The following is a 20,856-nucleotide window of genomic DNA, read 5'->3' as shown; positions in this document are numbered from 1 at the left end:
GAGCCCTCCCCGCGGGCCCCTCATCTCCCTCAACGACGCTTCCGCCGCGTTCGTCGGCCCGAAAACGGACGCAGGGGCTGCGCACGGACTCCGATGGCGCTGTAATGGCGATCGTGGTCAGTGAGGGTGCCGCGGAGCGCAGAACGGGACCTTCGCGCGCCGAAATCGCCCTCAAGACGATCACGGCCGATCTCACCGCACCGGAACGGGTCCGACGCATCCTCGAACAGGCGCTCGTCTTCGCGGGCGCGTCCGTCGCCGCCGTCTACACGTCCGGGGGCGGCGGCGACCTGCTCTGTCTGGCGGAGTCGGCAGGCGTCCCGCGGACCCTGTACGGGCTGCGCGAGAGCTATCCGCTGGACGGCCGCTCGCCGGCCGCGGACGCCCACCGCACCGGACGGCCGGTGTGGCTCGGCCCGGGGGAGCTCGCCGACTGCCCGGAGGCACGGCGGATGCCCGCCCGTGACGTCCATCTGGCCGCCCTGCCCCTGCGCGACGGCGCGGGCTGTCTTCTCGCCCTCAGCGAGCGTCCCGGCGGCTTCGACGCCGACGACCGGGTCTGCCTGGCGCTGGTCGCCGAGGTCGTCGCCTTCCCCGCCGCGGCCGTTCCCGTCGCGGGCGAGGAACTGCGTGCCGGCGACTTCAGCCTGGCCATGGACACCGGCCGGGTCGAGGTCGGCGACGAGATCCTGGAGCTGTTCCGGATGGACCGGGCCGCATTCGACGGCCGGGTGGAGACCCTCCTCGGGCGCGCGGTCCCGGAGGACCTGCCCTCGCTGATGTCCGTCGTCGAGGCCGACCACATGTCGATCGGCGACCGCGAACTGGAGTTCCGCGTGCTCCAGCCCCCCGGGCCGCCGAAGTGGCTGCGCCTGCGCGGCCGGCTGCTGCCCGGCGGCGACGGCCGGCCGGCGCGGCTGGTGGGCACCGTCGCCGACGCCTCGGCCCTGCGCGACGAGGTCACCGACGTGGCCCGGGTGCAGCGGCTGGCCGCCGCGCTCGCCACCGCCGGCACCGTCCGCGACGTGAGCCAGGCCGTGGTCGCCGCCCTGCGCAAACCGCTGCGCGCCGACCGGATCGCTCTCGCCGAGCTCGAGGGCGAGCGGCTCGTGGTCACCGTCCTGGACCCGCCCGAACCGCAGTCCTGGCCCGCGCTGTGGCGGCTGGAATGGCGCACCGAGTGGCCGGACGCGTCCCTGCGCGCCATGCCGACCCTCGCCGCCGCCCTGAAGGAGGGCCGCGCCCGGATCTGGCCCGCGGCCACCGACCTGGAACCGGCCCTGGCCGGGATCGGCCCCGGCGGTCTCGCCCTCCTGCCGCTGACCGCCGGCGGTCGCACGACCGGCGCCTGTCTCATCGGCTGGGACCGGCCGCACCACTTCGGGCCCGACGAACGCGCCCTGCTCACCGCCTCCGCCGGCCTCGCCGGGCAGGCCCTGATGCGGGCCCACGCCTTCGACGCCGAGCACGAACTCGTCGCCATGCTGCAGCGCCAGCTGCTGCCGCGCAGGCTGCCCGAGCTGCCCGGCGCCGTCGCCGTCGCCCGCTATCTCCCCGCCACCGCGGGCCTGGAGGTCGGCGGCGACTGGTACGACGTCATCCCGCTGCCCGACCACCATGTCGCCCTCGTCATCGGCGACGTCCAGGGCCACAGCGCGGCCGCCGCCACCCTCATGGGACAGATGCGCACGGCCCTGCGCGCCTACGCCGCCGAGGGCCATCCGCCGGACGTGGTCGTCTCCCACGCCAACCGGCTCCTGCTGGAACTGGAGACCGACCTCTTCGTCACCTGCTGCTACGTCGACGTCGGCATGGAGGACGGCACCGCCTGGTGCGTGCGGGCCGGGCATCCGCCGCCCGTCGTGCGCCACCCGGACGGCTCGACCGACATCGCCGAGACCGACGGCGGTCCGCCCCTGGGCGTCCTGCTGCGGGCCGAGTTCCCGATGACCCCGCTGCGGCTGTCGCCGGGCGCCGTCATCGCCCTGACCACGGACGGGCTCGTGGAGTCCGCCGAGCTGGACATCGACACCGGCCTGGCACGGCTCGCCCGCCGACTGTCCGCGTCCGACCCCGCTCACCTCGGGCTCGTCGCCGACGCCCTGCTCGGCGACGCCCACCGCGGCGACGACGTGGCCCTGCTCCTCATGCGCTACGACGGGATGGCCGTCAAACCCCTGCGCGAGGGCTGGACGGTGTGGCGGGTGCCCGAGGCGTCCCGGCACGCACGCCGGTTCACCCGGCGCACCCTGCGCGCCTGGGGCGTCACCGAGACCGCGATGGACGCAGCCCTGCTCGTCGTCTCCGAGCTGGTCACCAACGCCCTGGTGCACACCGGCGGCCCGGTCCGCCTGGACATCACCCTGATCGGCAGCCGGCTGCGCGTCGCCGTCACCGACGCCTCGGCCCGCACGCCCGTCAAACCGACCGACCCGGGCTGGGAGGCCACCGGCGGCCGCGGCATCCTTCTCGTCGAGGCGATGTCCGACGCCTGGGGGACCGTGCCGGTCAGCGGCGGCAAGCAGGTGTGGAGCGAGCTGGTGCTGCGCGACTGAGCCACCGGACAGCGCCGGACCGCGCGCCGGACCCTCAGGTGTCCGCGGGCCCGGGCCGGGTACCCGGCGGCCATGGACAACTTCGCCTCCGCCCTCCTCGCGGCATCCGGAAGGTCCGCCCTGGCCACCGTGGCCTTCATCGTCGTCGGGCTCGTGCTCGTGGGCGGACTGGTCTGGGCCTTCCGGCTCGGTCACAAGATCCGCCAGAGCGAGCCCGCACCGCCGGCGCCGCACGAACAGCCTCGGATGCCCGCGTCCGGCCGGACCCACGAGAGCCGTACCCGCGAGCCGAACGAGATGCCTCGGGCGACCGACGGGGGCGAACGTCTCACGCCCCACGAGCTGCGGACCACCGGCAGCAGGGAGAGCGCCGACCAGAGCCGCCCCCGCTGGCAGGAAGGCTCCGGCGGCTCGTTCCGCAGCGGCGGCCCGGGAGCGGGCTGAACCGCTGCACCGCTGCACCGGCCCTGTCGCCGACAGGGCCTCGAAGGAACAGAAGGGTGTTGACATGCCGTGACCGCTCAGACCGAGGAGAAACCCGCGACCCGCCGACCTGAGACGGGGTGGGCCACGGCCCGCCGGGTGCGCCGCGCACCCGCCGCGCCCCGCACCTGCCTGGCGGCGGTGGCGACGCCCGGCACGCCCGACGCGCAGCCCGGCCCGGAGGGCAACATCATCCGGGGCGAGGACTGAGGGACCGGCGACGCGCGTGTCGGTTTCGTATCCTGGCGCCGTGCACCTGCTGTTGACGTCCGACACCCACCTCCCCAAGCGCGCCCGCACGCTCCCCGCCGCGCTGCTGGAGGAGCTTGCGCGGGCGGACGCGGTGGTCCACGCCGGCGACTGGGTCGACACGGCCACCCTCGACCTGCTGGAGAGCCGCAGCCGCGCGGTGGTCGGCGTCTACGGCAACAACGACGGGCCGGACCTGCGCGCGCGGCTGCCCGAGGTGGCCCGTGCCGAACTGGGCGGGGTGCGCTTCGGGGTCGTCCACGACACGGGCCCGGCCCGGGGCCGCGAGGCCCGCTGCGCCGACCGCTTCCCGGACCTGGACGTCCTGGTCTTCGGTCACAGCCACATCCCCTGGGACACCACCGCCCCCGGCGGCCTGCGTCTGCTCAACCCGGGTTCGCCGACCGACCGGCGCCGTCAGCCGTACTGCACCTGGCTCACCGCGACCGCGGCGGACGGCCGCCTCACGGACGTCGTCCTGCACCGGCTGCCACCGCGCTGACACGTCCGTCCCTCGCCGACGGCCGGAAGGCGGGACGGGCCGCACTGTTCGGACGCGCCGGACGGTGCGTACGGGACCGCGGGATGTACGGGACGGACGGATCGGATTCACCGGACGGGTCGGATCGACCGGTCAGAGAGTCCGACCGGTCGGACCGGAGGTCGGGCCGCTCCCGGCCGGGAAGGTCGGGGGCGGCCCGGTACTTGCGGGTGTGCGTTCCTTCAACGGACCTCCTTCCTTCACCGGACGAGGGCAGAGCACGTGCATCCCTGTCCGTGCCGGTCGCGTACCCACCCGCGGCCGTTTCATAACGGACGAATCACCTTTTTCTCGCCGGACGTACGTGTGCACAAGCCCGAACGGACCGCCGCCGACCGCCGACCGCCGACCGCCGGGCGGACCGCGGCTCACGCCATGGCCGTCAGTGAGCCTCCGCCAACCTGAAAATAGCTGGTCAGTAGGGATGGTGTGACCGTGTTCCGGGGTGCCTGTGCTGGTCGTGGGAGGGAGTCTGCGCTGCAGATCGTCCGTCAGCGGGCGGCTTGCCGGTTCCTGCGCGCGGCGGGCGGACGGCCTTCTGTGATCCGGTGTATGGATCCCGAGCTGCTGGAACGGATCACCGCGCGGCGTGCGGAACTGGACGAACTCGAAGAACAGCTGGCCAAGCAGCTGGCGGAGGTCCGGGCCGAGCGCGACGAACTCGCCGTCGCCGAGAAGGTTCTTGAGAGGATGAGCGAGCAGCTTGCCGAGGAGCGGGCCTCGGCAGGGCCGGCGCCCGGGCAGGTGGGCGGCCGGGCGGTGATGACGATCCCGCACCGCGCGTCCGGCGTGGAGGAGACGATGCTCCCGCCGGACTACCAGCGCATCCCGGCCGTCGTGCGGGAGGCTGCCGGGCCGGTCATGGCTCGGCAGGTCGGCGAGGTGCTGGGGGTGGATGTCAGCGTGCGGGCCAGACTGGAGCCGTTGCGCGGGAAGCTGGTCAGGCTGGCCGACCGCAGCCGGCTTCGGAAACTGCCCGACGACCGGTTCACCACTCGCCTGTGACCAGGGACGGTGCCGCCCTGATAGCACTCATTGACTGATTCCCCACCCTTGTTCTGTTCCCAAGTCTGCTCATCCGGGACGTTTTCTCTGCCCGTGCAGCGATCCGTACGACCCCTCGACGGTGCGGGAGCGCGGGGCGAGCCCGCGGCAGCGGGGTTTGCATGTGCCGTAGCGGCACGTGGTCCAGTAGGCGGCAAGTACGACATCGAGAGGTTCCCTCGCATGCACCTTCCTGCGATTCCCCGCCAGGTCAAGATCGGCGATGCCGCCGCGTTCGCCGGGACCACACCCCGCGCCATCCGCCACTACCACGCCATCGGGCTCCTGGCCGAACCGGAACGCGGCAGTGACAACCGCCGCCGCTACGGATACGACGACATGGTCCGCCTGCTGTGGATCCGCAAGATGGCTGATGCGGGTATCTCCCTGGACGACATCCGGGCCGGCTTCGAGGGCACCACCGGCATCGAGCAGTCCCTGGCCCGACTGGAGGAATCCCTCGCCTCCAAGGCGGCCGCCATCGAAGCCCAGCAAGCCGCCGTGCACCGCCTCCGCGAGTCGGGCAGCCCCCTGGGCCTGCTCTCACCGCTGGTCAGTGGCCGCCTGCATGATCTGCCGCCCGGGTCCCTGCGCCCGGCCGATCTCGATACCCTCCTGGTCACGGAGCGTATCTTCGGCCCCCAGGGGGCCGCCGCCCAGGCCAGCCGGTTCACCGTCCTGGTGACCTACCCCGAGCTGCGGGCCGAGGAAGACCGCCTGGCCGAGGCCGAGGGGGCCCTGGACGACACCATGTCCCCCGACGACCCCAGCATCGAAGACCTGGCTGCCCAGCGGTGTGCTCATGAGACCGCTTTGGGAGCCACCATCGACAGATCCTGCCTGGACGAGGCCCTCGACGACCTCCTGGACCAGGACGACGAGCACGCTGGTGAGGAGGAAGGCGAGGCGAGGATGAGCGTGGTGGAGGCCATCGGCAAGATGCCGTACGACTTCTCCCCGGCCCGCGTCCGGTACGAGGAACGTGTCATCGAGCTGCTTTACTCGGCCGATCAGGACGGCGATACCCCACGGACCTGCTGACTGGCATCGGCGCTCGGGGCGAGCCCGACAAGAGCAGCCTGGAACGGTGCAGCACGAACGTAACCACGGTGCTCCTGGCGGCCGTTGGGCTCTGTGTGAAGAGAGCCGAAGAGCACGCCGAGGGCACCTGCCCGCTTGTCCACCAGTGCCGTCTGCCGCTGTCCACGCGCACCGTCAACCACCTCGCCGGTCTGCTGCGGCGACATCTGAAGGCTATCCGGTCCCGGTGGCGGATCCTGCCGCCCGGGAAGATCGCGGTGATCGTCCTGGCCGTACTGCGCCACGACCAGCGCCTGGCCGACATGGCCGGCGGCAACAACCTCTCCGAGTCCACCGTCCGACGCCGGCGCGACGAGGCGATCGGACTGCTCGCCGCACAGGCCCCGCGCCTGGACCGAGCGTGCAAGAAGATCGTCCGGCAGGGTGGGGAGGTGGTCCTGATTGACGGCACCCTCATCCCCACCCAGCGCCGCACTGGGAAGGCCGACCGCAAGAACTACTCCGGCAAACATCGCCACCACGGCCTGCACTTCCCCGCCCTCACCGACGAGAGGGGCCGCCTGATCTGGATATCCGCCGCCCGGCCCGGGCGCACGCACGACAACACCGCCGCCCGCCACGACCACATCCTGGCCCACCTGCGCGCCGTCGGCCTCGGGGCCCTCGCGGACCTCGGCTTCCGCGGCCTGGACACTCGAAGTCAACCGCTGACGGACGATCTTCTCCGCAGACTCCCGCCCACGACCAGCACGAGCACTCCGGAACACGGTCACACCAGCCCTGCTGACCAGCGATTTTCAGGTTGGCGGAGGCTCAGTGATGGATCGGCCCCCGTGCGAGCGTCAGCGGAGCGCCGCTGCCGCCCCAGCGCAGCGCGACGACCTCGGCGGCCACCGACACGGCCACCTCCTCGGGTGTCCGGGCCCCCAGGTCGAGCCCGATCGGTGAGCGCAGCCGGGACAGCTCGCGCTCGGTGAGCCCGGCCGCCACGAGACGGGCGCGGCGTTCCTCGTGCGTACGGCGACTGCCCATGGCCCCGATGTACGCGGCGGGCCGGCGCAGCGCCGTCTCGAGCAGCGGCACGTCGAACTTCGGGTCGTGGGTCAGGACGCAGATCACCGTGCGCGCGTCGGTGTCCGTGCCGCGCAGATACCGGTGCGGCCACTGCACGACCACCTCGACGCCCGGCGGGAGGCGCCGTGCGGTCGCGAAGGCCGCGCGGGCGTCGCACACCGTGACGCGGTAGCCGAGGAAGTCCCCGATGCGGGCCACGGCGGCTCCGTGGTCCACGGCGCCGAACACCAGCATGCGCGGCGGCGGAGCGAAGGAGTGCAGGAACACCGAGACGGCGTCCTCGCGCCGTCGGCCCCGCGGACCGTAGTGCCGCATCGTGGTGGCGCCCGGCGCGGACTCCCCGCGCGCGTCGGCCGTGACGGCCGCGTCCAGCCCGCCCGTGCCCAGGGAGCCGAGAACGCGGTCGGGCCAGACGGCGAGGACGGCCCCTCGGGGCGCGGGGCCGTCGACCACCGAGGCCACGGTCACCGGCTCGCCCCCGGCCACCGACTCCGCGACCCTGCCGAACGACGGGTCGAGGCGGGGCGAGACGGCCCGCACCAGTACCGAGATCTCTCCGCCGCAGGTCAGGCCGACGGCGAAGGCGTCCTCGTCGCTGTACCCGAAGACCTCCAGCCGGGCCGCCCCGTCGGCGACGACCTCCTTGGCCAGCTCGAACACCGCGCCCTCCACGCAGCCCCCGGACACGCTGCCCACGACCTCGTCGCCGGGCCCCACCGCCATCGCCGCGCCCGGTTCGCGCGGCGCGCTGCCGGCGACGGCGACCACCGTGGCGAGGCCGAACGGCGCACCGGCGGCGTACCACCCCTTCAGTACCGGAAGAATGTCGCGCATGTCCGCACGCTAGTCCGGCGCGGCCCCGCGCGCGATCGACCGGCGGTCAGTTGATCTGATGGGCCGTCAACTTACTTGAGGGTCAGAAGGTATTGACGGTGTCCTGAAACCACCGGACTGTAGTGGACATGCCGAAAATTCGGGCTCGTCTCCTCGCTGTTCTGGTGGTCCTCTGTGGACTCTGCGGTTTCCTGACGGCGGCGGGCTCCACGGCCGCCACCGCCGCTGCCGCGATCCCCGACTCCCTCCCCTTCGACGGCACGGCGCTCACCGTGTCGGGCGGCCGCTTCGTCGACGGCAACGGCCGCGAGGTCGTGCTGCGCGGCTACAACGTCTCCGGCGAGACCAAGCTCGCCGAGAACAAGGGCCTGCCCTTCGCCTCCGTCGCCGACGCCAGAAAGTCGGCGACGGCCCTGCGCGCCCTCGGCGGCGGCAACTCCGTGCGCTTCCTGCTCTCCTGGGCCTACGCCGAGCCGGTGCGCGGCCAGGTCGACGCCGGCTATCTGGCCGCCGCCACCGACCAGATGCGCGCCTTCCTCGACGCCGGCATCCGGGTCTACCCCGATTTCCACCAGGACCTCTACTCCCGCTGGCTGTTCAACCAGGGAAGCTGGTACACCGGCGACGGCGCGCCCGAATGGGCCGTGCAACTGGGCGGTTACCCGAGCGAGTCCTGCGGCATCTGCCTGCTCTGGGGGCAGAACATCACCCAGAACCGCGCGGTGAAGGCCGCGCAGCACGACTTCTGGCACAACGATCACGGCCTCCAGGACTCCTTTCTGGCCATGGCCGAGAAGACCATGGCGCACATCAGGACACACCTCACCGCCGAGCAGTTCGCCGGCGTCCTCGGCTTCGACCCGTACAACGAGCCCTACGCCGGCGCCTACGACTCCGGCCAGAACAGCCGCACCTGGGAACGCGACCTGCTGTGGCCCTTCTACGTGAAGTTCCGGGCCCGCATGGACGCGGCGGGCTGGACCGACAAGCCCGCCCTCGTCGAGCCGAACCTCTTCTGGAACGGCAACGTCAGCAAGGAGGAGGGCGGACTCCTGGACGCGGGCACGCTCGGCTCCCGCTACGTCTTCAACACCCATTTCTACGACCAGAAGGCCATCTCCGGCATCCTGATGTGGGGCAACGCGGCGGACGGCCAGTACGTGAGCGACCTGGGCACGGTCCGTGACCGCGCCCTCGCGGCCGGGACGACGGCGCTCGTCAGCGAGTTCGGCCACCCGCTGAACGGCAGCACCGCCGGCAAGGCGCCGACCGTCCTGAAAGCGATGTACCAGGGCCTCGACTCGCGGGTGAAGGGTGCCAACTGGTGGGCCAACCCGGCGACTTCGGGGCCGGTCCTGTCCGGCTCGCAGTGGCAGTGGGACATCTACCAGGGCCGGCACCACGAGCTGATGAACGACAACCCCGGCAAGGTGCTCACGACCGGCGACGCCTGGAACGACGAGGACCTCTCCGCCGTACGCCTCGACGACGCAGGGACGGTGACGCTGCGTCAGGACGCCCGGCTGCTGGACCGGATCTACCCGAGCGCCACCTCGGGCACGACCGTCGCCTTCACCTACGAGGACCGCTCCCGCGACGGCTCCACCACGCTGACCTGGAACCCGGTCCCCGCTTCCCTGCCCGCCACGAAGCAACTCGTCGGCTCCGGCCAGTACGGGCTGCTGGTATGGCGTTCGAACGGCGGTGCGGCGCCCACCGAACTGCATCTGCCGGCCTCCTTCCCGACTGCCACGACCACGGTCGTCTCCGATCTCGGCACGGTGTACGCCCCGCCCGCGTACACGGCGGACACGAAGATCGCCGTGGCCGCCGAACCGGGGGGCACGGGCAGTCGCCGCCTGCTGCTCGGCGCGCCGGACTCGGGCGTCCTGCACTACGCCCTGGTGACCAACGGGGCCGGCGCGCCGTCCGCGACGCAGCTGGCCGCCGCCCGTACGGAACTGTCCGCGTGGGCGGCCCAGAAGGCGGGGTGAGCGAGGCGGGCACGACGAAGGGGTGGGCGGCGGTCACCGTTGCCCACCCCTTCATCGTGCCGGAGGAGACCGTCAGCTGCCGGTTCCGGTCCAGTTCGCCGCCACATGGCCGAGCCGGACCCGCTGCGGGTGGTCGCCCACCGGCACCGAGACGACCTTCTGGCCGGTGGCGAAGTCGATCGCGGTGATCTGGTCGGCGCCGCTCTCGGAGATGACGCAGGCCTTGCCGTCGCCGCTGACCGTGGCCCAGTAGGGCTTGGAGGCGCTGACCAGCGGACCCTCCTGGAGAGTGGCGCGGTCGACGACCGTCGCGTAGTCGTCCATCGTGCCGGCCACGCACAGCTTGCCGCCGTCGGGACTCATCGAGAGGCCGTGATGGCGCGAGTCGTTGACGAACGTGGTGCGGTCGTCGCTGGTCGCCGGGTTCTTCGGCAGGGTCTTCGTCCGGGTGATCCGGTCCGAGGCGAGGTCGTACTCGAAGAAGCCGTTGAAGTACGAGACCTGGAAGTACAGCTTGGACTCGTCCGGCGAGAACACCGCCGGGCGCACGGCGTCGGAGTAGTCCTTGAGTCCGATCGCGTCCAGCCGCTGCCGCATGTCGATGACCTTGACCTGCTGGTACGTGGTCGCGTCGACGACGGTGATGCGGCGGTCACCCTTGGTGAAGTCCTGCCACGGCGCGTCGAGCGAGGTGTTCACGTCGCCGATCGACATGTTGTAGATGTACTTGCCGTCCTTGGTGAAGATGTTCTCGTGCGGCTTGTCGCCGGTCTTGAACGAACCGAGCTGCTTGCCGGTGACGATGTCCAGGACGTGCACGGTGTTCGAGATCGACGCGGACACCGCGACCCGCTTGCCGTCGGGTGAGACGGCCATGTGGTCCGAGCGGTAACCGGACACGGGGAAACGCCAGTTGATCTTCCCGGTGGCCAGGTCGATGGAGACGACGTCGGCGAAGCTCGGCCGGGAGGCGACCACGGACGCGCCGTCCGGGGTGGTGTACATGTCGTCGACGAACTGGTCGTGTCCCTCGCCGACGCCGTTGCGGATGGCCTGGAAGTAGATCCACTTGATCGGGTCGGCGTTGATCTCCGCCATCCGGGCGTCCTTGTCGGGGATCACGTTGATCCGGCCGATCCTGGCGAAGTCGCCGCTGGACTTGACGACGTCCGCGGTGCCCTCCCAGTTGTTGCCCACGAAGAGCACCTCGCGCAGGGCGGCGGCGGTCGAGGCGTCGGAAGCGGCGGTGGCGGTCGCGGTGGCGGCGGTCGCCGGGGCGGCGACGGTCAGGACGAGGGCGGCGGCTACGGAGCAAAGGTGCCTGGATCTGAAGGCAGGCATGCTGCTCTCTCCTCTGGGTGGCTGGCGGCGTGGGGGCAGGGCGGAAGGCCGCCCGAATCTGAACACAGATGCGTTCAGAGTTGACTTACTGGAAAGTAAGGAAGGGGGGGCCTTCGCCACAAGACTCCGTGCACGACAAAATTGGCGGCGGGGGAGCACGGAACGACGAGGGAGGGCCAGTGGCGGGCAGGCTCAGAGCGCCGACCGGCCGTTACGGCGGAAAATCCGCCGAGGAGCGGCAGGCCGAACGCCGGGGAAGATTTCTGGAGGCGGCACTGCGGCTGTTCGGCGGCAGCCCCGGCTACCGCGGCACCACGGTCGCGTCGCTCAGCGAGGCGGCCGGGCTGTCCACGCGCCAGTTCTACGAGGAGTTCCGCACCCTCGAGGACGTCCTGGCAGCGCTGCATCTGCAGGTCAACGACTGGGCCGAGGAAGCGGTCCTCGCCGCATTCGTCGACGCGCAGGGCCTGCCGCTCACCGAGCGCGTCACCGCGATCTTCCGAGCCTACGCGGCCGACGTCACCACGGACCCGCACCGGATCCGGATCACCTTCGTCGAGATCGTCGGCGTGAGCCCCCGCCTGGAGGAGCAGCGCCTGGCCCGGCGCGCCCGCTGGGTCGAGCTGATCTGCGCCGAGGCGACGGCAGCGGCCGAGCGCGGCGAAGCGGCCCCCCGCGACTACCGTCTCGCGGCCGCCGCCTTCATCGGCAGCGTCAACGGCCTCCTGCACGACTGGAGCGCGGGCTGGGTGGACGCGACGCTGGACGAGGTGGTCGACGAACTGGTGCGCCAACTGCTGGGAATACTGAGACCGCCGGGGTGGACCCCGACGCCCGCCTTGTAATCCAGCCGGCATTCGCTGTCTGACCTGGTCATTCGCCGGGTGGCGGGAGTGTGCCGGGGCTTCGGCCGCGCGGCGGCGGTCGCGACGAGGTTCTCTGGGGTGAACGTCAGGGGTTCTTCCGTGGGGGCGGGAAGAAGCCCGGCTGCCCTGTCAGAGCCGCGTGGTCCGACAGAGCCGGGGCATCATGAGCTTGGTCGATCATGGCTCTTCACCAGGCGGTCCAGCGATTCCGGGTCACGCAGCAGTCCGCCGAGGATGAACGCGGCTCCTGCCAAGGCCAGTTCGTCGGGGTCACCGCCGGTGTGCTCGGCGGCGTAGTCGATGTGGGAGAGGGTCACTCCGGCCACCATGGCCTGGCCGAGACCGGGGCTCATGGGGCGGAACTCCCCGCTGCGGACCCCCTGGTCGATCAGGCTGCGCAGGTTGGCGTAGAGCGCTTCGAGCTTGGTGCTCCAGGGGGCCAGGGCAGGATCCTGGAGCACGTCGTGGGCGTAGATCCCGGACAGCGCGAAGGGCAGCCGGTGCAGGGTGGCGAGGTCCCAGAGAACGTAGTCGTACAGCCGCCGCGCCACCGGGCCCGACGCGCTCGCCGCGCGCTGGGCCCGGGCGAGGGAGTCGTCGAGGCTGATCGCCAGCAACTCCTCCAGGATCGCCTGCTTGTTCGGGAAGTGGTGGAACAGGGAGGGCTGTTTGATGCCCACCGCCTCGGCGATCTGACGGGTGGAGGTACCACGGTAGCCGTGGCGGCGGAACAACAACGCGGCCTCCGCGAGGATGCGTTGGCGCGTGCTGTTGGTGATCTTGTCGGTACGGGACATTCGCTCAGCGTATCCGCGCGTCCTGGACCGACCACCGGAGCAGGTCGGGCCGGTCGTAGTGACCGGTGACATCGAGGTCGTGCTTGTAGGCGACGGTGTCCGTGAGGTCGATGTCCGCCACGACCATGGCCGGGCCGAGGACCGGCTCGGTACGCCATTCACCGTCGGGGCCCACCACGCCTGAACCGCCGGGGAAGAACGCCTCACTGTCGGCGTCCGCGCCGACCCCGAGGGCGTACGCTGCCCTGATCTCCTGCGGAACGTCGGTCACCGGCAGCCAGGTCGCTGCGCTGACCACGAAACAGCGGCCCTCGAAGGCGTACGAGCGGGATGCCAGCCGGTGGGCTTCGGGCATGTCGGGCCAGAGGGCCACATGGATCTGCTCGTCGCTGTGATGCAGCGCGTGCCGGGCAATGGGGTGCCAGTGCTCCCAGCAGACCAGACTGCCGACCCGGCCGGCCGAGGTGTCGTACGCGCGCAGGCCGTGGGCGTCGCCCGGGGTCCACACCAGGCGTTCGGTGTGGGTGGGGAGCAGCTTGCGGTGCACGCCCAGGAGTTCTCCGCCGGAGCTGATGGTGGCGGCGCTGTTGTACAGGGTGGCCGAGTGGGGTCCGCTGCGTTCGTTGAAGCCGATGACCACGTTGACGCCGTGGGTGGCTGCGGCCTGGCGCAGGGCCCGCATGTGGTCGCCGTCGGCGGTGGCACTGGCGGTGACCAGCCGCTGGAACCAGTGGCGGGCCTCGGCGTCGTTCCAGCCCGCGAGCCCGAACACCCAGGCCGGGTAGCCGCCGAGCCAGGTTTCCGGGAAGACGGCCAGGTCCGCGCCGAGCGCCGCCGCTTCGGCGATGTGCCCTACGGCTGCCTCGGTGCCGGCGTCGAGGTCGAGGAGGTGCGGGGGCTTCTGGACGACACAGATACGGGTCATGGGAAGTGGCTCCTTACCAGCCGGCGATGGCGCACACCGCTACCCAGGTCCAGGCGGCGGCGAAAGCGGTGAGGCAACTGACATCGAGGCGTGAGACCCAGCGGTTGCGCTGGGGGAAGTCCGGCCACCAGGCGAGTGCACCGGTGGAGATCGCCGTGTAGTAGCCGGACACCAGCAGCGCGGCGGAGGTGACGGGCCCGGCGGTGATCAGCGCGTCGGCGGATATGAGCACGGCGCCGATGATCAGAGCGTCGACATGGCCTTGCCGCAGCCGCTGCCACTCCTTGATACGGGCCCAGCCCTTCGGCTTGCCCAGCGAGACATAGAGGAGGAGCCCCGACCAGCCGCCGATGACGAGCAGGATCAGGCCGCCTGCCCCGAGGACGCCGATGTCCTTCACGATGCCCTTCCTGTCTCCGCGCCGAGGTGCGGGCGGACGACCGCCAGATAGAGGCCCGCGAGGCCGGCGAGAGCCGCGAAGACCCAGACGACCGCCCAGACCTGCCAGGCCGGTGCGCCGGGTGGGGCGAGGATCGTGCGAGGCCAGGCGATGTTGACGGTCTCGAACGCGAGCCAGCAGAACGCCAGCGCATTGACGACCACGCCTTTGCGGCCGAGTTGCAGGGTTCCCCCGGGGAGCCAGCGCCCGGTGAGCCGGGCGAACAGTGCCGCGGTGACGACGAGGAGGAAGGTGATGTACAGCCCGCCCGTACCGAAAGTGATCATGGTGCCGATCGCGCCGTCGTTCAGGCCGAGCAGCAGCCCGGCCGCGGCGGCGGCGCTGGTGGCCGCCATCGCTGCCAGCGGCACGCGGCCACGGCCGGTGACCGAGGCGAGCTTCTTCGACGCGGGCAGCATGCCGTCCCGGGCCAGGCCGAAGGAGACACGGCCCAGATAGGCCTGCATCGAGACCAGACACGCGAGGAACGTCACCACGATGACGGCGAGGAACGGCTTCTCCGACCAGGATCCGAACGAGCCGATGACCGTCGGTGTGACGGGGTCGGCCACCTCGCCGTGCACGACGGCCGCCAGATCCCGGGTGGCGAGCATGACCGCGACGGCGACCAGCACCACCGCGCCGCCCACGACCGCGGTGGCCCTGACGATCGCGCGCGGTACGTTTGCGTCGGCGCCCTTGGTCTCCTCGGCGACCGAGGCACTGGAGTCGAAGCCGACGAAGGCCCATCCGCAGACGGCGAGCGTGGCCAGGAGCGCCCCGCCGGTGGAGTTGCCCGAGGATGCCGGGGCCCCGAACGTCTCGAACAGCACGGAGAAGTCGTGCACCCGGAAGAAGAGCAGCAGGACCAGCCCGACGACGATGGAACCGACGATCTCCGCTCCGAGGCCCGCGATCACGACGACACGCATGATCTTCACGCCTGACCCGTTGAGGGCCAGAGCGAGGACCAGCAGGCCGGCCGAGATGAGGTAGCGGGTCATTCCGTGCGGCTCGCTGCCGGTGAACAGCAGACCCACCCAGGGCGCAGCGAGATATGCCACCGTGGTGAGCGCGGCGGTCACCGCCGAGATGTAGACGACGCCGGTGAACCAGGCCGCACGCGGCCCGATCAGTCGCCGCACCCACTGGTACGGCCCGCCGGCCACCGGAAACTCCGAAGCCAGTTCCGCGTACACGACGGCCACGAGCAACTGCGCGGCGAGGCTGGCGAGCAGCATCCACAGCCATGCGGGACCGCTCAGCAAAGAGCCGAGCGAAAAGATCGCGTAGAGCCCGACGACGGGCGCGACGGTCGTCACGCCGACGGAGAAGGTGGACCAGATGCCCAGTCCCCGGCGCAGCTGCTGGCGGTAACCGAGCTCCTCCAGCCGGGTGTCGTTCTGGCCCGCGTGTTCTGTCATTGACCCACTCCCTATCGATCGATAGGGAGACTATGAGGTGGACAGGCTTCCTTGTCAACGGTCCTGTGCGGGCGGTCCTCGAAGGAGTCGCCGGAGGTCCGGCCGAGGCCGGGAACCGGATCGTCACAGCGGTGGACGCGACCCGGGCCTGCGGCCGGATGGTCCGGCCGCAGACTCAAGCAGCCGGAACACACCGTCGCCGATCAGGCTGACGGTGGTCTCGTGGTGGCCTGTCCGGCCGACTGCACGACGGTCGCCCGGAACACGACTCGCGCGGGGACGGCGGTGTGGTCCGCCGGGCTGTCGCACGCGGCGGACCACACTCCGGGTCGGGGGCCGGCGTCAGGGGCGCAGGTCGCCGGCCAGGACAGACGAACCTGCCCCGCCCGGTCCACGGCGATGGTCCCGGGCACCAGAACGGGTCGGCCCGCCGCGCCCTTGAGCCGTTCGTCCAGGCAGGCCGGACAAGTCCTGGGCGGCACCCCGGTGCTTCCTTCGGTCAGGTCAGGTCAGGCCAGGTCAGGTCAGGCCGACCGGAGCGACGGAGCCCCGGGACCTCCGGCGGGATCCGGGAACGGGGTCCCGCGGGTCGTTCCGGCAGGTCTGTCGCAGCTGCTGACTTCACCCTCCGACGGCCCTGGCTTCGGCACGCACCGACCTGGCGCGGCGGCCCGTCTCCACCGGGGCAGGCCCGTCGCACCCGTCGCCGGCCCCGCCGTTCTCCGCCGCCCCGGCCCGGGCCGATACCGAGGTCCCCCGGGGGCCGGGGCGCCGCTCAACGGCGGCGGACGCGGCGCGATCGCACGGTGCCGGTGCTGCCGGTGCTGCCGGTGCTGCCGGTGCTGCCGGTGCTGCCGGTGCGGGCGCGTGAGGACGGGAGAGCGGGACGGGGGCGCGCCGCTCGCAGCGCGGTCCGCAGCAGGACCAGGCCGACGCGTCGGCCTGCCGACGAAGCCGGCGCGGGCAGCCGGGAGCGGGTCGCCGCGCGCGACCGTCCCAGCCGTGTCGTAGCCGAGAAGGTCCAGGTCAGCCGGGAGGTGACCTGGACCCTGGCGGTCCTCCTCCCTACTCGTCCCATGCCTGGATCATCGTCTGCTCGACGATCTTGCCGTCCCGCAGCGTGATCATCGACTCGGACAGCACGCGCACCCCGTCCGGGTACCGGCAGGACTCGCTGTAGGCGGCGCGGTCGCCCTGGATGACGCACTCCTCCAGCTTGTGGGTCATGTCCCTGCTGTAGACGTCGTCGAGCATCCGGGCGATCTCGTCCCGGCCGTGCAGCGTCCTGGGGTGGCTGGGTTGTGCCTGGTGGTCGACGACGCGCAGTTCCGCGTCGTCGGCGTAGAGCGACAGCAGTGCCGTCGGGGTCCGTCCTTCGATGCCCCTGCGCAGGGTCTCGGTGTCGAAGGCGGAGCCTGCCGCGGTGCCCATGGTGACCTCCTCCGAGGGCCGTGGCCCCGGGTGGAAGGGCGGGCCGCCGACCCCTCACCTTCGAGGCTCCTCCCGCCTGCCGGGCTCGGCAAGCCGGGCCGGGTCCCTCCACCCCTCGGCCGGGCGCGTGCTCCCGCGCGTCTCCTCGCGTTCCCGGGCGCACCCGCCCGGCAGGTTCAGTCGACCGTCGCGAGGAACTGGGTCGCCGCGAGTTCCGCGTAGAGCGGGTCGGCTGCCACGAGTTCGCGGTGCGTGCCCACCGCGCGGACCCGGCCCGCGTCCATGACGACGATCCGGTCGGCCATCGTGACGGTCGACAGGCGGTGGGCCACCACCAGAACGGTCGTCGTACGGGCGACGTCGGCGACCGTGTCGCGCAGCGCCGCCTCGTTCACCGCGTCCAGCTGGGAGGTCGCCTCGTCCAGCAACAGCAGCCGAGGGCGGCGCAGCAGAGCGCGGGCGATCGCCACCCGCTGCCGTTCACCGCCGGACAGCTTGGTCCCGCGGTGCCCCACCAGCGTCTCCAGCCCCTGGGGCAGCCCGGCGACGAGGTCGTCGAGCCGGGTCGTCTTCAGCACGCCCCGCACGGCGTCGTCGTCCGCCTCGGCGTTCCCCAGCAACAGGTTGTCGCGGAGCGAGCCCGACAGGACGGGCGCGTCCTGCTCCACATAGCCGATGGAGGAGCGCAGTTCCGACAGGTCCCAGTCGGCGAGTTCGCGGCCGTCCAGGGCGATGGTGCCGGACTCGGGATCGTAGAACCGCTCGATGAGCGAGAACACCGTGGTCTTGCCGGCGCCCGACGGCCCGACGAACGCGGTCATGCCCCGGGCCGGCACGGCGAACGTCACGCCGTGGTGGACGGGGGGCAGGTCGTCGGCGTACCGGAAACGGACGTCGGAGAAGGCCAGCGAGGCCGGTGCGGCGGCGGGCGCGGGGAGCGTCGCGGGCCGGGACACCGGCTCGGCGGGCAGCCCCAGCGCCTCCTGGATGCGGCTCAGGGCCGCGGAACCGGTCTGGTACTGGGTCACGGCCCCCACCACCTGCTGGATCGGCGACATCAGATAGAACACGTACAGCAGGAACGCCACCAGCGTGCCTATCTGGATCGCACCGGTCGCCACCCGCGCCCCGCCGACCGCGAGGACGGTGATGAACGCCGTCTGCATCGCCAGCCCCGCCGTGTTCCCGGCCGCGGCCGACCACTTGGCGGCCCGCACGCTCTGCCGCCAGGACTCCTCGGCGGCCGCGTGCAGCGTCGCCTCCTCACGCTCCTCGGCGCCCGACGCCTTCACCGTGCGCAACGCGCCCAGCACCCGCTCCAGCGAGGCCCCCATCACCCCCACGGCGTCCTGCGCACGCCGGCTCGCCCGGTTGATGCGCGGCACGATCACCCCGAGGACCGTTCCCGCGCACAGGATCACGGCCAGCGTGACCCCGAGCAGCACCGGATCGACCAGGCCCATCATCACGACCGTGGCGGCCAGCGTCAGCCCGCCGGTGCCGAGGCCCACCAGGGAGTCCGTGGTGACCTCGCGCAGCAGGGTAGTGTCGGAGGTGATGCGGGCCATCAGATCACCGGGCTCGCTGCGGTCGACCGCCGTGATCCGCAGCCGCAGCAGATACGACGACAGCGCCCGCCGCGCACCGAGCACCACCGACTCGGCCGTCCGCCGCAGCACGTACGAACCCAGGGCTCCCACCGCCGAGTTGGCGACGACCAGTGCCGTCAGGGCGAGCAACGCACCCGTGATCTCCCGGTCATGGCCCAGGTCGTCGATCAACTCCCTTGCCACGAGCGGCAGCAGCAGCCCGGTGGCGCCGGTCACGAGCGACAGGACGGCGCCGGTGAGCAGGGCCCCGCGGTGCGGTCGCACGTAGTCGAGCAGCAGCCGCCACGGGGGCCGGTCGCCGGCGGTCGGGGCGATGGTCACGAGGCTCCTCGGGGGTTCGGCGGAAGCACCAGGCTACGACGGCGGCCACCGCGCGTGGCCCCGGGTACGGGTTCGCGGCGCCGGTCGGCCCCGTCGCCCGTGCCCTTACCGATCAGTCACGCGTAGGGTCGGCCTCGGGACGGACGACCGACGAGGAAAGGGGCTGCAATGCCGCAGGAAGTGCGCGGAGTGATCGCGCCGGGCCGAGACGAGCCGGTGCGCGTGGAGACGATCGTGATCCCGGACCCCGGCCCGGGCGAAGCAGTGGTGAAGATCCAGGCCTGCGGGGTCTGCCACACCGACCTGCACTACAAGCAGGGCGGCATCAACGACGAGTTCCCGTTCCTGCTCGGCCACGAGGCGGCCGGCGTGGTGGAGTCGGTCGGGGAGGGCGTCGCGGACGTCGCGCCGGGTGACTTCGTCATCCTGAACTGGCGGGCCGTGTGCGGCCGGTGCCGTGCCTGTCTGCGCGGGCGCCCCTGGTATTGCTTCGACACCCACAACGCCGAGCAGCGGATGACCCTCACCGACGGCACCGAGCTCTCCCCGGCCCTGGGCATCGGCGCGTTCGCGGAGAAGACGCTGGTCGCGGCCGGACAGTGCACGAAGGTCGACGCGTCGGTGTCGCCGGCGGTGGCGGGTCTGCTGGGCTGCGGGGTCATGGCGGGCATCGGCGCCGCGATCAACACCGGCGCCGTCGGCCGCGGTGACTCGGTCGCGGTCATCGGCTGCGGCGGCGTCGGCGACGCGGCGATCGCGGGATCGAGGCTGGCCGGCGCGGCGAAGATCATCGCCGTCGACGTCGACGACCGCAAGCTGGACACGGCGCGCGGCATGGGCGCCACGCACACCGTGAACTCCAGGACGACGGACGCGGTCGAGGCGATCCGCGAACTCACCGGCGGGTTCGGCGCGGACGTGGTGATCGAGGCGGTCGGCCGGCCGGAGACGTACCGGCAGGCGTTCTACGCCCGCGACCTCGCCGGCACGGTCGTCCTCGTCGGCGTGCCCACGCCGGAGATGAAACTCGAACTCCCCCTGCTGGACGTGTTCGGACGCGGTGGCGCGCTGAAGTCCTCCTGGTACGGCGACTGTCTGCCCTCCCGCGACTTCCCGATGCTGATCGACCTGCATCTGCAAGGGCGGCTGGATCTCGGCGCGTTCGTGACCGAGACGATCCGGCTGGACGAGGTGGAGAAGGCGTTCGAGCGGATGCACCACGGGGACGTCCTGCGTTCGGTGGTGGTGCTGTGATGGCCGCGCGTATCGAACGACTCGTCACCTCGGGCCAGTTCAGCCTCGACGGCGGCACCTGGGACGTGGACAACAACGTGTGGATCGTCGGCGACGACCACGAGGCCGTCGTCATCGACGCCGCCCACGACGCCGCCGCCATCGCCGAGGCCGTCGGCGACCGGCGGCTGACCGCCATCGTCTGCACCCACGCCCACAACGACCACATCGGCGCCGCCCCCGCCCTCGCGGACCTCACGGGCGCGACCATCTGGCTGCACCCCGACGACCTCCCGCTGTGGAGGCTCACCCACCCCGACCGCGAACCGGACGCCCACCTCGTCGACGGCCAGGTCATCGAGGCCGCGGGCGCCGACCTGACCGTCCTGCACACTCCCGGGCACGCGCCCGGCGCGGTGTGCCTGTACGACGAGGGACTGGGAGTGCTGTTCACCGGCGACACCCTCTTCCAGGGCGGCCCCGGCGCGACCGGCCGCTCCTACTCCCACTTCCCGACGATCATCACCTCCATCAGGGACCGGCTGCTCGCCCTCCCGCCCGGGACGCGGGTGCTGACCGGACACGGGGACGAGACCACCATCGGGGACGAGGCGCCGCACCTGGAGGAGTGGATCGCCCGGGGGCACTGATCCA

19 protein-coding genes and 1 pseudogene are annotated in these 20,856 nt (G+C 71.8%); 11 read left to right on the top strand and 9 right to left on the bottom strand.

Going from position 1 to position 20,856, the window contains the following annotated elements:
* Positions 1 to 104: 104 nt before the first annotated feature.
* The 7 genes and pseudogenes from IE239_RS25950 to IE239_RS42355 all read left to right on the top strand — a co-directional run.
* A complete protein-coding gene (locus IE239_RS25950; protein ID WP_190151801.1) occupies positions 105 to 2,555 on the top strand; it encodes a SpoIIE family protein phosphatase in 2,451 nt (816 codons plus the stop codon).
* 72 nt (positions 2,556 to 2,627) lie between these two features.
* A complete protein-coding gene (locus IE239_RS25945) occupies positions 2,628 to 2,999 on the top strand; it encodes a DUF6479 family protein (RefSeq protein WP_190151800.1) in 372 nt (123 codons plus the stop codon).
* A gap of 69 nt (positions 3,000 to 3,068) precedes the next feature.
* The gene (locus IE239_RS25940; RefSeq protein WP_190151799.1) at positions 3,069 to 3,248 is read left to right on the top strand and encodes a hypothetical protein; all 180 of its coding nucleotides are present in this window, start codon (positions 3,069 to 3,071) and stop codon (positions 3,246 to 3,248) included.
* 40 nt (positions 3,249 to 3,288) lie between these two features.
* A complete protein-coding gene (locus tag IE239_RS25935) occupies positions 3,289 to 3,789 on the top strand; it encodes a metallophosphoesterase family protein (RefSeq protein WP_190151798.1) in 501 nt (166 codons plus the stop codon).
* Between the two features lie 591 nt (positions 3,790 to 4,380).
* Positions 4,381 to 4,833 carry a hypothetical protein gene (locus IE239_RS25930; RefSeq protein ID WP_190151797.1) on the top strand — a complete coding sequence of 151 codons (453 nt, stop codon included), beginning with the start codon at positions 4,381 to 4,383 and terminating at the stop codon, positions 4,831 to 4,833.
* Between the two features lie 222 nt (positions 4,834 to 5,055).
* On the top strand, positions 5,056 to 5,913 hold the full coding sequence (locus IE239_RS25925) for a MerR family transcriptional regulator (protein WP_190151796.1): 858 nt from the start codon (positions 5,056 to 5,058) through the stop codon (positions 5,911 to 5,913).
* Positions 5,914 to 6,215: 302 nt separating this feature from the next.
* Positions 6,216 to 6,551: pseudogene (locus IE239_RS42355) on the top strand (transposase family protein); the annotation flags it as partial.
* Positions 6,552 to 6,726: 175 nt separating this feature from the next.
* Here IE239_RS42355 and IE239_RS25915 read toward each other — a convergent pair.
* Entirely contained in the window at positions 6,727 to 7,821 is a 1,095-nt protein-coding gene (locus IE239_RS25915; RefSeq protein WP_190151795.1) for an XdhC family protein, read from the bottom strand.
* Positions 7,822 to 7,949: 128 nt separating this feature from the next.
* Between IE239_RS25915 and IE239_RS25910 the strand changes: the two genes are divergently transcribed.
* The gene (locus tag IE239_RS25910) at positions 7,950 to 9,815 is read left to right on the top strand and encodes a cellulase family glycosylhydrolase (RefSeq protein ID WP_190151794.1); all 1,866 of its coding nucleotides are present in this window, start codon (positions 7,950 to 7,952) and stop codon (positions 9,813 to 9,815) included.
* A gap of 72 nt (positions 9,816 to 9,887) precedes the next feature.
* On the opposite strand, the gene IE239_RS25905 is transcribed toward IE239_RS25910, so the two are convergent.
* Positions 9,888 to 11,156, bottom strand: a complete 1,269-nt coding sequence (locus IE239_RS25905; RefSeq protein ID WP_190151793.1) for a YncE family protein — start codon at positions 11,154 to 11,156, stop codon at positions 9,888 to 9,890.
* A 179-nt stretch (positions 11,157 to 11,335) separates the two neighbouring features.
* On the opposite strand from IE239_RS25905, the gene IE239_RS25900 reads away from it, so the two are divergent.
* Positions 11,336 to 12,001: a TetR/AcrR family transcriptional regulator gene (locus IE239_RS25900; RefSeq protein ID WP_190151792.1), complete on the top strand. Its 666-nt coding sequence runs from the start codon at positions 11,336 to 11,338 to the stop codon at positions 11,999 to 12,001.
* A gap of 182 nt (positions 12,002 to 12,183) precedes the next feature.
* Here IE239_RS25900 and IE239_RS25895 read toward each other — a convergent pair whose 3' ends face one another.
* The 7 genes from IE239_RS25895 to IE239_RS25865 form a co-directional block, all read right to left on the bottom strand.
* Positions 12,184 to 12,819: a TetR/AcrR family transcriptional regulator gene (locus IE239_RS25895; RefSeq protein WP_190151791.1), complete on the bottom strand. Its 636-nt coding sequence runs from the start codon at positions 12,817 to 12,819 to the stop codon at positions 12,184 to 12,186.
* Between the two features lie 4 nt (positions 12,820 to 12,823).
* A complete protein-coding gene (locus tag IE239_RS25890; RefSeq protein ID WP_190151790.1) occupies positions 12,824 to 13,744 on the bottom strand; it encodes a carbon-nitrogen hydrolase family protein in 921 nt (306 codons plus the stop codon).
* Positions 13,745 to 13,757: 13 nt separating this feature from the next.
* On the bottom strand, positions 13,758 to 14,144 hold the full coding sequence (locus IE239_RS25885) for a hypothetical protein (RefSeq protein ID WP_190151789.1): 387 nt from the start codon (positions 14,142 to 14,144) through the stop codon (positions 13,758 to 13,760).
* The gene (locus IE239_RS25880) at positions 14,141 to 15,607 is read right to left on the bottom strand and encodes an APC family permease (protein WP_190151788.1); all 1,467 of its coding nucleotides are present in this window, start codon (positions 15,605 to 15,607) and stop codon (positions 14,141 to 14,143) included. The genes IE239_RS25885 and IE239_RS25880 overlap by 4 nt, the downstream gene beginning before the upstream one ends.
* Before the next feature lie 775 nt (positions 15,608 to 16,382).
* Complete coding sequence (locus tag IE239_RS25875) at positions 16,383 to 16,685, bottom strand: hypothetical protein (protein WP_190151787.1); 303 nt, start codon at positions 16,683 to 16,685, stop codon at positions 16,383 to 16,385.
* Positions 16,673 to 17,038, bottom strand: a complete 366-nt coding sequence (locus tag IE239_RS25870; protein ID WP_190151786.1) for a nuclear transport factor 2 family protein — start codon at positions 17,036 to 17,038, stop codon at positions 16,673 to 16,675. Before IE239_RS25870 ends, IE239_RS25875 begins: the two co-directional genes overlap by 13 nt.
* A 176-nt stretch (positions 17,039 to 17,214) precedes the next feature.
* Positions 17,215 to 18,969 carry an ABC transporter ATP-binding protein gene (locus IE239_RS25865; protein ID WP_190151785.1) on the bottom strand — a complete coding sequence of 585 codons (1,755 nt, stop codon included), beginning with the start codon at positions 18,967 to 18,969 and terminating at the stop codon, positions 17,215 to 17,217.
* A gap of 168 nt (positions 18,970 to 19,137) precedes the next feature.
* Between IE239_RS25865 and IE239_RS25860 the strand changes: the two genes are divergently transcribed.
* Both IE239_RS25860 and IE239_RS25855 read left to right on the top strand, forming a co-directional pair.
* On the top strand, positions 19,138 to 20,223 hold the full coding sequence (locus IE239_RS25860) for an S-(hydroxymethyl)mycothiol dehydrogenase (RefSeq protein WP_190151784.1): 1,086 nt from the start codon (positions 19,138 to 19,140) through the stop codon (positions 20,221 to 20,223).
* Positions 20,223 to 20,852, top strand: coding sequence for an MBL fold metallo-hydrolase (locus IE239_RS25855; RefSeq protein WP_190151783.1), 630 nt, complete (start codon positions 20,223 to 20,225; stop codon positions 20,850 to 20,852). The genes IE239_RS25860 and IE239_RS25855 overlap by 1 nt, the downstream gene beginning before the upstream one ends.
* Positions 20,853 to 20,856 lie beyond the last annotated feature (4 nt).

Origin of the sequence: Streptomyces humidus, assembly GCF_014649655.1 — a bacterium.
GTDB classification, from domain to species: domain Bacteria; phylum Actinomycetota; class Actinomycetes; order Streptomycetales; family Streptomycetaceae; genus Streptomyces; species Streptomyces humidus.
Note: the sequence above shows the minus strand (reverse complement) of the source record. Positions and strands in the feature narration are given on the sequence as shown.

Bases quoted from the DNA above. Each gene is read 5' to 3' on its own strand.
- IE239_RS25875 (WP_190151787.1), bottom strand. From the start codon at position 16,685: ATGGGACGAGTAGGGAGGAGGACCGCCAGGGTCCAGGTCACCTCCCGG.
- IE239_RS25925 (WP_190151796.1), top strand. From the start codon at position 5,056: ATGCACCTTCCTGCGATTCCCCGCCAGGTCAAGATCGGCGATGCCGCC.
- IE239_RS25915 (WP_190151795.1), bottom strand. From the start codon at position 7,821: ATGCGCGACATTCTTCCGGTACTGAAGGGGTGGTACGCCGCCGGTGCG.
- IE239_RS25905 (WP_190151793.1), bottom strand. From the start codon at position 11,156: ATGCCTGCCTTCAGATCCAGGCACCTTTGCTCCGTAGCCGCCGCCCTC.
- IE239_RS25880 (WP_190151788.1), bottom strand. From the start codon at position 15,607: ATGACAGAACACGCGGGCCAGAACGACACCCGGCTGGAGGAGCTCGGT.
- IE239_RS25855 (WP_190151783.1), top strand. From the start codon at position 20,223: ATGGCCGCGCGTATCGAACGACTCGTCACCTCGGGCCAGTTCAGCCTC.
- IE239_RS25945 (WP_190151800.1), top strand. From the start codon at position 2,628: ATGGACAACTTCGCCTCCGCCCTCCTCGCGGCATCCGGAAGGTCCGCC.
- IE239_RS25860 (WP_190151784.1), top strand. From the start codon at position 19,138: ATGCCGCAGGAAGTGCGCGGAGTGATCGCGCCGGGCCGAGACGAGCCG.
- IE239_RS25895 (WP_190151791.1), bottom strand. From the start codon at position 12,819: ATGTCCCGTACCGACAAGATCACCAACAGCACGCGCCAACGCATCCTC.
- IE239_RS25890 (WP_190151790.1), bottom strand. From the start codon at position 13,744: ATGACCCGTATCTGTGTCGTCCAGAAGCCCCCGCACCTCCTCGACCTC.
- IE239_RS25870 (WP_190151786.1), bottom strand. From the start codon at position 17,038: ATGGGCACCGCGGCAGGCTCCGCCTTCGACACCGAGACCCTGCGCAGG.
- IE239_RS25910 (WP_190151794.1), top strand. From the start codon at position 7,950: ATGCCGAAAATTCGGGCTCGTCTCCTCGCTGTTCTGGTGGTCCTCTGT.
- IE239_RS25930 (WP_190151797.1), top strand. From the start codon at position 4,381: ATGGATCCCGAGCTGCTGGAACGGATCACCGCGCGGCGTGCGGAACTG.
- IE239_RS25950 (WP_190151801.1), top strand. From the start codon at position 105: ATGGCGATCGTGGTCAGTGAGGGTGCCGCGGAGCGCAGAACGGGACCT.